The 15295-nt window shown below is 50.6% G+C and carries 13 protein-coding genes; 8 read left to right on the forward strand and 5 right to left on the reverse strand.

Annotated features, from left to right (window positions below):
• Nucleotides 1-16: 16 nt before the first annotated feature.
• From JJO78_RS09270 to JJO78_RS09280, 3 genes are all read left to right on the forward strand, one after another.
• A complete protein-coding gene (locus JJO78_RS09270; protein ID WP_273623454.1) occupies nucleotides 17-838 on the forward strand; it encodes a TIGR04325 family methyltransferase in 822 nt (273 codons plus the stop codon).
• A 91-nt stretch (nucleotides 839-929) separates the two neighbouring features.
• Nucleotides 930-1898, forward strand: a complete 969-nt coding sequence (locus JJO78_RS09275; RefSeq protein ID WP_273623455.1) for a JmjC domain-containing protein — start codon at nucleotides 930-932, stop codon at nucleotides 1896-1898.
• 341 nt (nucleotides 1899-2239) lie between these two features.
• Nucleotides 2240-3790 (forward strand): golvesin C-terminal-like domain-containing protein, encoded by a 1551-nt coding sequence (locus JJO78_RS09280; RefSeq protein WP_273623456.1) that lies wholly within the window; start codon nucleotides 2240-2242, stop codon nucleotides 3788-3790.
• Between the two features lie 7 nt (nucleotides 3791-3797).
• Here JJO78_RS09280 and JJO78_RS09285 read toward each other — a convergent pair whose 3' ends face one another.
• Together JJO78_RS09285 and JJO78_RS09290 are read right to left on the reverse strand one after the other, a co-directional pair.
• Nucleotides 3798-4961: a DegT/DnrJ/EryC1/StrS family aminotransferase gene (locus JJO78_RS09285; RefSeq protein WP_273623458.1), complete on the reverse strand. Its 1164-nt coding sequence runs from the start codon at nucleotides 4959-4961 to the stop codon at nucleotides 3798-3800.
• 21 nt (nucleotides 4962-4982) lie between these two features.
• Entirely contained in the window at nucleotides 4983-6119 is a 1137-nt protein-coding gene (locus tag JJO78_RS09290; protein ID WP_273623460.1) for a glycosyltransferase family 2 protein, read from the reverse strand.
• A gap of 127 nt (nucleotides 6120-6246) precedes the next feature.
• Between JJO78_RS09290 and JJO78_RS09295 the strand changes: the two genes are divergently transcribed.
• The 5 genes from JJO78_RS09295 to JJO78_RS09315 all read left to right on the forward strand — a co-directional run bounded on the left by JJO78_RS09295 (nucleotide 6247) and on the right by JJO78_RS09315 (nucleotide 12266).
• Nucleotides 6247-7278, forward strand: a complete 1032-nt coding sequence (locus JJO78_RS09295; protein WP_273623462.1) for a polysaccharide deacetylase family protein — start codon at nucleotides 6247-6249, stop codon at nucleotides 7276-7278.
• Nucleotides 7275-8387, forward strand: coding sequence for a glycosyltransferase (locus JJO78_RS09300; protein WP_273623464.1), 1113 nt, complete (start codon nucleotides 7275-7277; stop codon nucleotides 8385-8387). Before JJO78_RS09295 ends, JJO78_RS09300 begins: the two co-directional genes overlap by 4 nt.
• A 74-nt stretch (nucleotides 8388-8461) precedes the next feature.
• Nucleotides 8462-9658: a polysaccharide pyruvyl transferase family protein gene (locus JJO78_RS09305; protein WP_273623465.1), complete on the forward strand. Its 1197-nt coding sequence runs from the start codon at nucleotides 8462-8464 to the stop codon at nucleotides 9656-9658.
• A 5-nt stretch (nucleotides 9659-9663) separates the two neighbouring features.
• On the forward strand, nucleotides 9664-10815 hold the full coding sequence (locus JJO78_RS09310; protein ID WP_273623654.1) for a glycosyltransferase family 4 protein: 1152 nt from the start codon (nucleotides 9664-9666) through the stop codon (nucleotides 10813-10815).
• Nucleotides 10812-12266: a lipopolysaccharide biosynthesis protein gene (locus JJO78_RS09315; RefSeq protein WP_273623467.1), complete on the forward strand. Its 1455-nt coding sequence runs from the start codon at nucleotides 10812-10814 to the stop codon at nucleotides 12264-12266. Before JJO78_RS09310 ends, JJO78_RS09315 begins: the two co-directional genes overlap by 4 nt.
• 77 nt (nucleotides 12267-12343) lie before the next feature.
• Here the strand turns inward: JJO78_RS09315 and JJO78_RS09320 are convergent, their stop codons facing one another.
• The 3 genes from JJO78_RS09320 to JJO78_RS09330 all read right to left on the reverse strand — a co-directional run bounded on the left by JJO78_RS09320 (nucleotide 12344) and on the right by JJO78_RS09330 (nucleotide 15292).
• Nucleotides 12344-12985: a hypothetical protein gene (locus JJO78_RS09320; protein ID WP_273623469.1), complete on the reverse strand. Its 642-nt coding sequence runs from the start codon at nucleotides 12983-12985 to the stop codon at nucleotides 12344-12346.
• Between the two features lie 281 nt (nucleotides 12986-13266).
• Nucleotides 13267-14190 carry a hypothetical protein gene (locus JJO78_RS09325; RefSeq protein WP_273623471.1) on the reverse strand — a complete coding sequence of 308 codons (924 nt, stop codon included), beginning with the start codon at nucleotides 14188-14190 and terminating at the stop codon, nucleotides 13267-13269.
• A gap of 127 nt (nucleotides 14191-14317) precedes the next feature.
• Entirely contained in the window at nucleotides 14318-15292 is a 975-nt protein-coding gene (locus JJO78_RS09330) for a hypothetical protein (RefSeq protein WP_273623473.1), read from the reverse strand.
• Between the last annotated feature and the right edge of the window lie 3 nt (nucleotides 15293-15295).

A 15295-nucleotide genomic window follows, 5' to 3' on the forward strand; every position in this document is an offset into this window, starting at 1 on the left:
CGTAAAGGAGACAACAGTGAACAAAGCCTTGAAGAACCGGATCATCAATAGCATCGAACTGCTGCCCTATGGTCACGACCTCTACCTCCACATGGCCAGGAAGCGGCTGGGCATTACCTACCGGGGCGTTTACGATTCCTTCCACGAAGCCCAGCAGCAGGCCATCAGCCAGTTGGCCAACGAGTACGACGTCATCAACCAAAACAAGGGGGAACATCTGGAGCAGGAGCTGCCAGTACTGGACAAACGGGTGCTGGATATCGATTACCCGTTGTTATTCTGGCTCTCCCGGCTGATGCAGCCTTCCCAACGGCTACTGGAACTGGGCGGCAGTATCGGCCAGGGGTTCTACAGTTTTGAAAATTTTTTCTCGTACCCCGACAGACTCCAATGGGTGATCGCAGAGTTGCCGGCGGCCGTCGAAGCCGGGCGTAAAATCGCCAGCCAGAAAGACGAAACACGGCTCGCATTCATCGACAGTAACGACATGGGTGAGGAAGACGCCGCAGACATCTTCATGACGGCAGGAACACTGCAATACATGGACACCACCATTGCCGAAACCGTGAGCCAGCTCCAACGGCTTCCCAAGCATGTGTTGGTCCACAACCTGCCCTCCCACCCGACGGAAGACTTCTGGACACTGCAATACCTGGAAGTCTGCGAAGTGCCCTATCACATCAGCTCGCAGGCCAATCTGGTGAGTAACATGGAAAAGGCAGGGTACCGATTGGTGGACCGGTGGAAAAACCCGCGCCGGATAGAAATCCCCTACCATCTGGAGAAAACCGTAGAGCACTACCACGGGTTTTATTTCACGGTTAATGATCCGAAGTGACTAACCCTTCGGTTCGCGTTCCGGCCAATTGACGGCTTTCTGCGGTCTACCTATAATTTTTTTACGCCATCCCGAGTAGGAGCAGGCGAGCATGGACACAGCTGAACAGATAGCCGTTCCCGAAACGGCAAACCAAGTGAAAAGCGATCAGCCTGCAGCACCCACGGGCAGGTTCAAGGTCTGGGTTGAAGACGAAACGGACTTTTCCCTAAACAGCATCTCGCTCCTTGGGCACAACTTCTATGAACACCCTCTGCTCCAGCTTGATCAACTGGAAGCATTGGCTCACCGCCTGCTGCCCTCAAAACAATGCCGCTTTATCGCCCCTGGTGCCAAGCAGAGTTCCAAGTTCATTCATCACGCCGAAAGCCCGGACGGGCGCGATCTTTCCGACGTCTTTGCAAACATCTCGGAACCCGGCTCCTGGGTGGCTCTGTACAATGCAGAAACCGACCCGCAGTATGCCGGTCTCGTCAACGAGGCTATCTCATCCGTCGAGCACCTGGTTGATCGGGAGCAGCCTGGCATTTTCAGCCCGCAGGCGTTCATTTTCATCTCCGCGCCTCCGTCAGTAACGCCCTTTCACATCGACCGGGAGAACAACTTCTGGCTGCAGATACACGGCCGTAAAATCATGAACGTCTGGGATTCCCACGACAGAGGCATCATTCCCGCCCATACCGTGGAAAGCTTCATCATCGACGGTTCCCTTCACGACGTCATCCTGAAGGACGAGTTCATGGACGCTCGCCACGAGTGGGACCTTGGCCCCGGAGAAGGTGTCTATTTCCCCAGCACCTCGCCCCACTCAACACGTACCGAGAATACCTGGGTAACCCCGGATAACGGCGTAACGGTTTCTATTGGCATTGTCTTCTATACCAAAACCACCCGCAGGCAGGCCTATATCCATTCGCTGAATCGACTGTTGCGGCGGTTTGGTGTGTCTCCGAGGTTTCCTGGTGAGTCGCCTTTTGATGGCATTAAATTCGGTCTGGGGAGATTGCTCGTGGGTTTGAAGAAGCGGCTCAGGGGATACAAGCCGCCCACTGGTTTCTAGGTACAAACCTCCTCCGGCAATGCGCTCGGTCTGGACCAAGGCTTATCTATACTATCCCTTACTCTTCCGACTTATAGGACACTTATACGTTAAGTGCATATACCTCGATTTAACATTCAAAAACGATTGAAGTAAGCATTAGAAAATACCGTAACCACCAACAATACTTGTAATTGTCCGAACACAAAATTTTCGGACATAGGTTCTTTCGGACGACTCACCCAGTAAAACGAAGATACAAAACAAAAAGAATCCGCGTTCAAAGACATTCGTCGGCGTCTCAGTACACGCTTGAACCTAGAAGTCCGTATCTTTAAACCCAGTCGCCAGAGGACGCTCCCATGGCCAGAAATAAGACGATTTTAGTTCTGTCTATCACGAGCTCGCTATTTGCAGGTTGTGCCATCCAACCCCAATCGCCTGTTGACGATCTCCCACCGCCCGCCGCCGGAGGCCCGGCCGATCATATTATCGACGGCGATAGCATTGGCTTTTACACCGAGGGCAACTGGACCCGCTCTACATCCGTTTCTGGCTACCAAGGCGACCACTATCTGCAATCTGCGCCCGGATCGGGCAATAATGTTGCCACCTGGAACCTGAACATCATCAGAACCTTTGATGTGTATGCAAAGTGGACCTCCTCAGGGCTGAGGGGCTCCAACGTTAAATACGTCGTTCACTACCTTGATGATCGGGACAACCTTGTTACGGAGACGGTCACCGTCGATCAGAGACAAAACAGTGGTGAATGGGTGAAGCTCGGCACCTACCGAATGTCCACCCTTACAGGGCGCGTAACCGTCAGCGATGACGCCGACGGTTACGTGGTTGCCGATGCGGTGATGTTCCGTGAGATTGGAATTGGTGACGATCAGGATGATGACGTTCCAGCTACCGGTGACAGCGACGGCGATGGCATTGACGACGAATGGGAGCGGCAATATGGGCTTAACCCAGACGACCCGTCTGATGCCGGTCAGGACCTGGATGGCGATGGGCTCTCCAACAAAGACGAGTTTGTTTTCCTCACGGATCCAACGATTGGCGATACTGACGCCGACGGTATCCCGGACGGCTTCGAAGTGGCCTACGGCCTGGATCCCACCGTTGATGACTCGGGGCTGGACTCTGACGCAGACGGCCTGACGAATTTTCAGGAATACCTGGCTGATACAGACCCCAACGACGATACCAGCGGCCTCGCCAGCAACTCTGTATTGCTGACCTGGGAGGCTCCTACCGAGAGAGTCGATGGCAGCGCTCTCAGCCAAAGCGATATTGCCGAGTACGAACTGTCGTACCAGCGAGCATCTTCGTCGGCGGACATGACCATCGATAACACAGACTCCGAGTTCGTCTCTTATGGCGGCGGCCGCGAATCCACAGGCTATGGCGGATTCATTGGCGACAACTATTTCATTATGAATCCCGGCTCTGGCGAAGTCAGTGCACAGTGGCAGGTTTACGAGCTTAGCTCAGGGACGGAGTACGAGCTTTACGGGCATTGGGTATCCACTCCATTGCGCGCACCCGATGCGGAGTACAGGTACACCTATACGTCTTCGAACGGCTCACAAACTACCGAAGCTGTAACGGTTGATCAGCGGGAAAACGGGGGCTCCTGGCAACTGCTCGGAACCTTTGTCAGCGGAGGTTCCCAAGCGGTGGTGGAAATAGACAATGATTCAGACGGCTACGTGATCGCGGATGCCATAAGGCTAACCGGTTCGTCAGCAACGGAGAATACCGTATCAATCGAACCAGGACGCCACAACAGCCACATCCTCAAGGATCTGGAGAGCGGCGAGTGGCAATTCAAGATCCGGGCGGTTGACTCCAATGGCCTGACAAGTGAGTACTCGGAGATTGCAACACGCACGATTGAATAGGGCGCGACTAAAACTCCTTCAGACTCAAAAGGATACGACCTATGAGCGTAACGTCTGCGGACGTTACGTTTTCATGGGTAGGCAGCGTCAGTAAACGCGATGCAAAATCACTGGCCACCGGGTAATCCCTACCCTCAACTTCCGCTTCGACACCGTCTATCTGCGGTAGTGTTCGCTCATAAAAAGCGCTTGCTCCAATGCCTGCCGAATTCAGAGTCGCTATAGCCCGATCACGCATGTCTTTGCTGGGCGCCAGAACGGGATAACGGAGCAAAGGAACCGGCTGCTGCAGATCGTTACGGGACATTTCCGACCTATCGCTGGTCAGGCATTTCCATCCCCGAGCTTCAAGCCCTGCCAACTCAGTGTCATAACGTTGATGGATCAATGGTCGTAACTGAAAATCACGCAGGCCAGCCTGTAGGACGCTCTCTGGAAGATCAAGACGGGAAATGGTGACCAGTCTGTGAAATTTGGTCTCGCCAATGCCCAGTAAAGGCAGCCGCTCCAGCACGTAGTATGGTAATCGCCTCATCAGAAAGTTAAACACGAGACGCTTGATCAACCATCCCACCCCAACCTTCAACACCGACACAGGGTGCTGGGCAACAGACTCTTCCGCTTGGCCAGCAAGTTCTGTACGAACCAGCAAAGCGCCCCCTCCCATCAGGTTGATGGGCTTTCCTCGCCCAAAACTCAGCACAACAAGATCCGCATGCGGTTTAAAGGCGCTTGCAGGCGGGAAACACTGAGCTGAGTCTTCGATAAGAAACAGATTGTGCTCCCGGCAGATGCCCGAGAGCTCTTCCAGACGCTCCGGAATGCCAAGGAAACCCACCCCTACCACGGCAACCGTCGAAGCTGTTATTGCCTCCCGAATCCAGGTATCGCTCATATATGCGCAATCCGGAAGCAAATCCACCAAAACCGGCCTGGCACCCTGGGCAACAATTGCCGACACCAGATCCGGGCAACCGTAGGCGGGAATAATCACCTCGGGTGTAGAAACCTGAGAATGGCGACGAATGGCAATCGCAACCGCCAGTGACAGCGCTTCAGTACCGGAGCCCATGAACTCAGTATGGTAAGGCGCTGCCCAAGGCAACTCCTGGCGCTCACGAATACGGGGAAACGGGACAGGGCTTCCGACCGGGCGCAACTTACCCTTCATTGAACAGACCTCGATTGGCCATCAACGCTTTGAGGGTGTCCATACCGTCATCCTGCGCCCGGCAAAAAAGCTCACGGTTGCGTGGGCAACCGCCAGATTGACCTGAACAAAGAAATAGGGAATCTTCACCAGGGTGTGCTTACGCAACTCCGGCGCGAAATGCCCCGCCAGAACACACCCATAAAACGCCAGTTGAAGCAGTAATGCCAGAGTGTAGATACCGCCCTTCCCCGCGACGGCAAACGAGACCAAAAGCAACAACGCCTGAAACCACGGAACGGCCCACCGCATCAGCTTGTGACCGAACACCTGGAACGCAAAACGGCCAAACCTGAACGGATTGAGCACCTCGGGATGCCGGCTCAACGCCGTCAGCCCCCGGATGATGGTGCGCACCTTACGCTGATACTCCTTCGAGGCGTCCGCCACATCCTGATAGAACCCAAGGACGTCCGGCGCCGTTACAGCCACCAGCCCCCTTCGTGCACTGTTTAAGGCAGTATTGAAATCACTGGGGGAATAGATATCCCAGTTTTCCTGGCACACTTCCTTGCGAGCAGCAAAGAAGGATCCGCTCAGCCCTACAAGCCCTGCCCGTTTTGATTCCAGGCCCCGCAGCCACATCTCGTAACGCACGTAGGCACCTTCACCCACCACACTGCCATCCCGGCTGATGAAGCGATCCTCGCTGGACACAGCGCCCACAGTGGGGTCATTAAAATAAGCCACCATGCGGCCAATCGCGTCTTCGGGAATCGACGTTGCAACGTCTGAAAAGATCAGGATATCGCCGGTTGCGGTATTGATCGCCTGCAGTTGAGCGTGCTCCTTTCCCTTCCGCTCCTCGGCGCGGGCCAACTTCACACCGCGATTAGAGTACTCGCCCACGATCTGGTCGGTTTCGTCGCTGGAGGCATCCGAAGCAACAATGATTTCCAGGCCCTGGTAGTCCAAAGCCAGGCAGTTCTCGATTTTGTCACGGATTCGGTGGGCTTCATTATGAGCCGTCACGATGAGGGAAACGGCCGGTGGAGAACCGGACTGGGAATGCTCGCGCTCCGCTTCCGGACGACGGGGCATAAAGCGGAGAATCAATGGATAAATAAAGTAGCTGAAAAGCGCTCCAATTGCCGCAAACCAGAATAGAATAACCAGCATCGCTCCCAATCCCTGTGAACCCTTGTGGATGACATCTCTGCACACTACTGGCAGAATCTCTATGGCGATAAACTATACATGGACGAACAAGCCAAAACCATTGGCGAAGCCGACGGAGGCCCAAGGCGTGGCATTCTTCAGATCCCTTGTTAAATCAGGTGCGCTTTTCGTGCTGGCGAGCTACGGCTGGCTGCGCGTCCGTCTCTCAAAAAAGCCAACGCTCCTGATCCTCACTTACCACCGAATTCTCCCGGCGGATGCGCCCGAGCGTGCCGTTGAGCAACCGGGTATGGTCACCAGCCCGCAGTCACTCGAAAACCATATCAGGTTTGCCCGTAAACTTGGGGCGGAACCCGTCCACCTTTCCGACTGGCTTGACCGTAACAGGCAAGGCGAGCCGCTTCCAAAGCTAGCGGTTGCCTTCACCTTTGACGATGGCTGGCAAGACAACTACCAGTACGCCTATCCAACTCTCAAAGCACAGAACGCCCCCGCAACGATCTTCCTGGTCACTCAAATGATCGACACCGGCAACACCTTCTGGCCGGAACAGGTGCTCAGCCTACTGACCACACAGACCATTCCCGAGAATGACTCATCCTTCGACTGGCTGCGACCTCACCTGCCTAGTGGGCCAACCCCTGGCGCAAATCGCCCACTTTCCCTTATGGAAGCGGACGAAGTGATCGCGCGACTGAAGTCACTCGAAGATGTGGCGATCCTTGAGGCTCTTGAACAGGTTTACACATCGCATCCGGATATCGCCCCCACGGAAACCTCCAGATCCATTCTCAGCGGCTCGGAACTGGCTGAAATGGCGCAAAACGGTCTTGTGATGTATGGCGCGCACACCAGGCACCATTACCGCCTGAACCGCCTGAAAGATGAAAAATCGCTAAAAGAAGAAATCGTGGACTGCCTTAAGGACCTCAAATCCCTGGGCGATGCCGCCATACCAGTGTTCTGTTATCCCAATGGCGACATAACCGGCAAAGGTGAAGACCTGGTCTCCGATACCTACAAGGCAGCATGCACCACCAAAACCGGCTGGAATGTTGCCGGGTGCAATCCTTATGATCTTCACCGCTTTAACCTCCATGACGGCAACAGCCACAGTACACGTACCTTACTGGCGACAATCGGACGCGGTCTTTTATGACGCAGAGTGAGGCCAGACGGGTTGTAACGCATGTGGTGTCCGGCGATTTATGGGCAGGTGCCGAGGTACAGGTATATAACCTTTGCCGGGCACTACAGGCCACGGATCAGATTTCACCGACAGCGGTAGTCTTCAACACCGGCATCCTGCACGATAAACTGCGCGAACTGGACATCCCCGTCACCCTGGCGGATGAGACAAAACTTGGTCCGATAGCCATTGCCCGTAGCATCGCTTCTCATTGTAGAGAACACGAAACCGGGATCGTGCACACCCACGGTTTCAAGGAAAACGTGCTCGGCATTCTCGGAAAGGAGCTGGCGCGGGTGCCGGCCTCCGTTCGCACTGTGCATGGCAACCCGGAAACCGCCTTTACCCTGAAACGCCCTCACAAATGGTTGGTTCAGAAACTGGACATTGTCCTGGGTAGATTACGGCAACAGGCGATTATTGCGGTGTCTACCCAACTGGAGGTAAGACTGGGGAGACTGTTTCCCGGAAAAGTCCATAAAATCTATAACTTTATTGACGTGGACAACACCCGTCACGAATGGAAGATACCGACCGAAACAGATAGCAAAACGCCCCGTATTGGCATTGTTGGGCGCCTGGTGCCCGTCAAACGGGTTGATATCTTTATCAGAACCATGGCCTTGTTAAATCAGCAGGGACAGGCGTGCCAGGGCATCATCATCGGAAGCGGCCCTCTCGAGCCAGAATTGCGACAACTCGCCATCGACCTGGGCATCTCAGACCGGATAGTTTTCACGGGGTTTGTAAGCCCTGCAGCCGCCGAAATGACGAAGCTTGATGTGCTGCTAATGACGTCCGACCATGAGGGCCTGCCGATGACACTCCTGGAGGCCCTGGCACTGGAGATCCCCGTTGTAGCGCACCACGTTGGCGGCATTCCGGAGGTCTTGGACAATGGGCGTTGCGGGTGGCTGGTTAAGGACCATTCTCCTGAAGGCTATACCCGGGCAATAACGCAGATCTTCGCCGAAGGCACCGGGCGTAGGCATAAAACCGATAGTGGCCTGATGCACGTTCGTCAACTTTTTGGGGTTGAGGCCAATACGGTTAAGTACACGGACGTTTACAATACATAAGCACCACAGCATTTGTGATGCCTTTTCACCATAAAGCCGATCTTTCGCTTAATACACACAGAGTAGACAGGAACATGCCGAAAATTCTCATGCTGTCGGATATAACCGGACTGGGCCCCGACTACCATGTTGGTGACGAAGCCATGGCGGAAGTCGCTATCGACCGCCTCAGCCAGCTCGTGGGCAAGGATAACCTCATACTGGGGTGCGCAAACCCGACGAAGGTTCCCGAAACCTATGGAATCAAGGCATTTGAGTTCTATCACACCCCAGACGATGTATTCCGGGAAATGCGGTGGAAAAAGCCCCTATCCTACCTGAAGGCGCTCGCGACCAACCTCTATCAGGTACTCAAGTGCGACAAAGTGGTGGTCTGCGGCGGAGGCAACATGACCAGTGTTTGGACCGGCGTTCTGGAAGCCCGCCTACGCCTGCTTAGAGTCGCGAACTTCTTCAATAAAGACATTTACCTGGTCAGCCAGACCATTGGCCCCTATAACGACAGCCACCGCAAACGTGTCGATTCGGTACTGAAAGATGCCAAGTGGATTGGAGTAAGGGATCTCAATTTTTCCCACACCCAAATTAGCAGACCTGTGGAATTCGCCCTTGATGATGCCTGCTTTCTGGAGCAGCGCCACAACGACTACACACGTAGCATCAGTGCAAAGAACGCGCCCTTCGCCTGCGTCTCAATGCGAAAATTCGGCGAAATGGACGACGACGCCGTGTTGCGCGTTGCTACCGCCATAGAAAAGGCGGTGTCCTCCAATAACGTTAATACGGTTTTCATCCCTCATCATGCGCCGCGTGGAACAGAAGGCGACATCAAACTGGCCCATAATATTGAGCATTTATGGCCAGCCACTCGATTCCACCTGGTTGATCCAATCCCCCTCGCCTCTTCCCTCAAAGCGTTGACGGTAGACAGTCAGTTCGTGGTATCCATGCGTTACCACCAACTGATATTTGCGCTGTCTACAGGTGTACCGGCAGTGGGCATCTACGTGAATGAGTATACAGAGGCAAAGCTGCGTGGATCGTTTGAAGCCCTTGGGCTGAAGCCGCTGGTAACATCCATTGACGACGTGCAACAGACTCTTGAACCACTGGTAAGGGAGGCTCTTGAGTCACGGGCTTCGTTCGAAGCCGCAGCCCTGAAGGTTCAAGGCAACGCCCGAGCCATCAGTGAGCGCCCCTATCGATTGTTGGCCGATGTTAACGAAGACGCCCAACCCATCGCATCGGCGAAGGAGGACATCAAGTCGTGACAGGGATGATGGTGCTGTTCCATTGCGAGTCAAACCCAGGGTATGCGGCGTCCAGCCACGAACACACGTTTCTGGAGGTCGCAAAGCATTTTACTAACGATATGGCGGACATTCATTACGCCTACACCACTCTAGACGGGGGAATTACACCGTCTTTACCCAAAGACTTGAAAAACATCATCCAGCTGGACACTCGTTGGTCAACGCCGGAACAACTTCGTGCTGCTGAGCGTTATATCAAAGACCACAACATTACTCGTCTACTAGGCTTTGACCAGGCTGTCTCCCGGCCAATGTACAAAGTTTTCAGAAAGAGCGGGGTGAGAACCTTCGTTTCCTATTGGGGCGCCCCTATGAGTTCCCTCAACACGGGGTTGAAGCTAATTGTTAAAAGGCTTGAAGTAGCCACGAAACGCCATGGCCCCGACCATTACGTGTTTCAGTCGACGGGCATGAGAGACACCGCCGTCGATGGGCGCGGCATACCGCTGTCCAAGACCTCCATCGTTAAAACCGGGATTGATACGACCAAGTACGCCCCCGACAAGACCAAGAGGCACTACGCTCACGAACAATTGGACATTCCCAAAGATCGAGAAATTGTGGTGTTCACCGGACACATGGAGCGCAGGAAAGGTGTCCACGTAATACTCCAGACCGCGAAGGTGCTTACGCAAGACCTGGGTTACAAGAATGTTCAGTTCCTTATCCTTGGCAACCGCCCTGGCGAGAAAGAGAACTTCGAAGAATACCTGCAGAACCCCGACGTGAACGACCATATTACATTTGGTGGGTACCGAAATGATGTCCCAGATATCCTGAAAAGTTGCGCCATGGGAATGATTGCGTCGACAGAGTGGGACTCCTTCCCCATGTCCTCACTCGAAATGGCGGCCACGGGCTTACCCCTAATGGTATCTGCACTACCTGGGTTAGACGAGGCAGTAACACCTGAAACAGGTAAAACTTTCCCGGTCGGTAATTACAGTGTCGCGGCTCAGACCTTAAAGGACATGCTGAGTAACCAGGCGATGAGACTGGCCATGGGCGCAGCATCCCGGGAGCGAGTCATAAAACATTACTCAAGAGCCTCCCAGGCAAAAGGCTTGATTAATATCTTTGAAGCACTGGAAAAAACAACGGAGCATTCGCTGTGAGTCAAGCACAGCAAATGGTTAAGCATTCAACCATTTACGCAGTTGGCAACATCTCTCGACAGTTGGTCGGCTTCATTATGTTGCCGATCTATACGCATTATTTAACGCCGGCTGACTACGGTGTTATAGGCCTCCTTGTTTTCCTTGTCAGTCTGTTCGAGGTAGTTCTGGGCGGGCATATGTTTCAGGCCGTTCCCAAGTTCTACCACCAGGAAGAAACCAAGCTGCTGAAAAACTCAGTGGTATCAACCGCACTTCTGGTGACATCATTCTTCAGCGGTGTGGCCAGCATTCTAATGGCCAGTTTTTCGGAGCCTCTAGCTGAGGTGGTTTTTGGGAAGGAAGAATATAGTATTTACATCATTATATTCTCCGCTCTGATAGTTACTCATGCGCTGGAACAATATGGGCTGACCTATTTACGGATCGTCAAAAAGCCATGGACTTACTTTAACTTCAACATGATAAAACTGGGCTTACAGCTTGGATTAAACATATTGACGATAGTGGTTCTCGACTGGGGACTTATGGGCCTGGCATTGAGCAGCTTGATATCCTCTGTAATTATAGCGTTAGCATTGTTGATTTATACGGTTTATAAAACAGGATTTCTTGTCAGAAGGTCCGTCGCTCTATACATCCTGAAATTCAGTTGGCCACTCTGGATATCAGGGTTAATAGGTTTATATATCGGTTCCTCCAATCGCTATTTTATCAGAATTTTTTCATCACTCGACGAAGTTGGTCTTTTTGAGCTTGCTGCAAAATTTGGATCAATCGTATCAGTTTTAATCTGGCTTCCTTTTTCTCAATACTGGCAGACTGAGCGCTTCGAAATCGCGAAACTGAAAAATCCTTACCCAGATTATTCTATGGCGTTCCGAATGATTACGGCGCTGTTGGTAGTTGCAGGGATCGGCGTAAGCATATTTTCTAGCGTCATAATCAATATTATGTCTGCCGAACCATTTCATACCGCGGCCAAGGCAGTACCCTACTTGGTAATTGCTGGGATATTTCAGTGCCTAACAATATTTAATAACTTTAGCTTTATGTTGACTGATCGAACTCTCGAAGTAACGAAGAACAATGCCGTAACAGCAATTGCAATCTCTGTTTTCTATTTTATATTAATACCTTTCTATGGCTTCGTTGGTGCATCAGTCGCTTTTGCTTTGGGATCAATTGTCCAATACGTCTATGCACTATACAATGGAAATAAGCTATACCCTTTAAAGATCCGTCAAGCGCCACTAGTCATGTCGGTATTGGTACTATTGGCATCCACATTACTCGACCAGACCATAACAACTTCGGAATTTACTATAAAAGTAATAATTGAAAAATCTGGAATCTTTTTGGTTGCTTCTACAGCAATTGCATTTTATCTAAGCACTCAATCCGAGAGAAAAGGACTTAGAGCTCTGATAACTAAAACTTTGGGAAAATAGGACAAACCAAAAGCCCTATCCCCCAATATCTAAGACACTATACCGAGATAGCTATATATACGCCCACTATTAGTAAGCTAAACTTTTCTTTTGTACAGCTTGAAAAATATACCTAGAAGACCAAAAGCCATTATCCAGATAGAAGAAGGAGCAGGGACCGACCACTGATCGACCTGTAAATCAGTAATTTTCCCTTCAAGGCCCCACATTGCTGTATCGTCATCAACTTTAGCTATATCGATCGACGTGAAGAATTTACCGCCTATAAAATCAGCAACAGGAAAGAAGTCCGCCCCAAGTGCGAAAGGATCCCCGTTAAAGTTGAAATCCATATAGGCTACATCTGGTCCATAGCCACCGGTGGGAATTTCGTCATGATACTTGAATGAGCTATTCTCGAACGTTAAATAGTGAAATCCTCCACCTGATCCCTGGTATGTGAGGCCTTGCGTCGAAAATGACCAACTGAGAACTTCACCAAGACCAGTCCCTCCTGCACCGCTTCTTACTTGGTCTGGATCGAATACGATATGGCCTTGCATAAAAGAGTCGCCGTTGGTAATCACTACACCGTCGTCTCTTATCAAAGGTGATTCTGGATCATGATCCCCACTGTTCAAGTTTATAAAACTGGTGTAGCCCTCAAAACTGTATTTTATGGGGGATGATATAGCCAAAGGGCTAAAAGTAATTATCAAAACAAAAAACAGATTACGCATCCGAACCACCTTTTCTTCCATGAATATACAATGACGCACGCATAAATTATGCCGTGTCGAAACTTTCAATAACTTAGAAAGCTCGAAACAGCATCACCGTAAAAAAATTTGACACATCAACCTCAGATATCCGCAAGCTAAAAAGGTACTTTGGGTCCCGGCCCTCTTAATACCGTAGCAAGCGTGAAGCACTAAACCCCTAAAATCATTGCCTAGCCGAGCAAACTACTTCATTTAACTGGTCATCGTATGTTCAATTGCAAAGAGCAAGATCTCCAACCTTAATCAACAGTAAGTACTGGCGGCAAGGGACGTGGCGCGTCCCCAGAGCCACCAGAGCCACCTGATCCACTACCACTGGTTGGCTTACCTAGGCCGATAAATGGGAACCCATTCGCATCTCTGTTCTCTGGAGTGTCACTAGTGACCACCAGGTCATCAACATAGAACGATTGGGTTTTATGAGCACCGTCGTTGTCCCAGTATGTAAAAAAGTATAGTGATTCGATGTAGCTATCCGGAGTCACAAGGTTTGCCCGCTCACCAGTATCCCCGATTAGCTCACCATCGATCCATACACGAACACGAGCGTTTCCGCCTTGCGGCTCAGTTCTATCATCCAATCTGAGGTAGTATTCTACGGTTCGCCACTGACCCAGCGGGAAGAGATGTTCCTGCTCTCCCATGGCATACCAACGTTGTACACCTTCGAAAATATAATCGTATGGAGTAGAGTCCAGTCGACCGTCCAAATATAGATCGTTATAGCCTTCGCTATTGCCGGAGCCGCTAAACGTTCGAAGCCTTAGAAACTTGTTTCTGCCGTTACGATTGAACTCAAAATTCTGCGGAAAGAATATGTGCACCCTTACCCAAACCTCGTCACCCTTCTTGAGGACCCGACCCCCAACGTGATCACAAGATGCAAAATCTATGATACCTCCCAGTGATCCAAATCCTTTACTACCTTGTTCGATAGTGAGCTTTAGCGCACCATCACCACTATAAACCTGCTCATCCGTGTACCTCGTGTTTCCTGAATCCGACGTGAATGCCTCCTCCCCATAGAGCTGACACCCTTCGCTTAAGGGCCTCTGCCCAGAGTTAGCATTGTCGCCCGATACTGAAATCGTAAAAGCGCTGATAGTCTCCAGCGGTAACAAAATCATAACCGCAGCAATAGCTATTGCCGAATACGCTTTCATAGCCAACCCCTATTATATGAAACACGGACATACTAGATGATCGGACCTTTGTTAAACAATTGTCAAATTAATTTAGTTATAAGAAGCGAGAATCGCATATCGATAGTGAATTTCGCATTACAAGTAATTATTCGGTGAGAAACTCCAAAACACGCATTTTATTACGCTCTTCATCCCGAATCATCTTATCCTTCATCAAACCAACTTCAGACACCAGGGTCGCATGATCACGAAATAAATAATTCAACGCCTCAACAAGTGCGGAATCATTACATTCTGAAAACACAATACCTTTAATAAACAACTCTCTATTTACCGTAGTGTCGCTCAATATAGCTGGAACTCCAGCACCAATCGCTTCGTACGCCCCGCACACCAAGCAGTCATTTCGTGTGGTTAGGTCAATTATAGTCTCTGAGCTGGCTAGATAATAAAAATATTCGTTTTCAGGTAAAAAACCCATCAACTTAAGGTTCTCAGGAACATCATTTAATAGGTAGTTATATCTTTCTTTAACTTTTCCAGAAATCCCGAACTCAATATTTGGGAAGGCCTTAGCAAGAGAGAAATACAAATCGATCGGCTCATCATCGGACCAAGAACAGACAATGAACACCTGAACTGGTGACATATCAAAACTAGCCCTAACACTCCCCTCAAGCTTGGGAATTGGGTCAGGCATAGCGATAGAGGTAATTCCTAAATCAGAGAGTTTTCGGCTTAGAGAAGAGTTACTAACGATCACCAAATCAGACCGTTTAAGTAAAAAGTTATTGAACGCTACTAAAAGCTTACTTTTACCTTCGAAAGGAAAAACACCTGCATTGTGAGCATCTACAACTAGTTTTTTCCTAAAAAAAACGTTAATAAAAACTGAAACAGCAACTAAAACTATCGATGGATTCTGAACAAAAATGATTTGATATTTTTTTAGGAAAACTTTTAAAGTTAGGAAAGCATTTACTAGAACACGAAAAATATAGCTATTGCGAGGCTTACTGAACTCATAATAATCCGCAGAAAAGACTCTTGCCATGGAAACATTTCTTTGTTGGCGCTCCCAGGTAATCCATGCATTTTTTTCATTCATCTCAGTTGACATTAT

The organism is Marinobacter sp. DS40M6, from assembly GCF_028581595.1.
Taxonomy (GTDB): domain Bacteria; phylum Pseudomonadota; class Gammaproteobacteria; order Pseudomonadales; family Oleiphilaceae; genus Marinobacter; species Marinobacter salarius.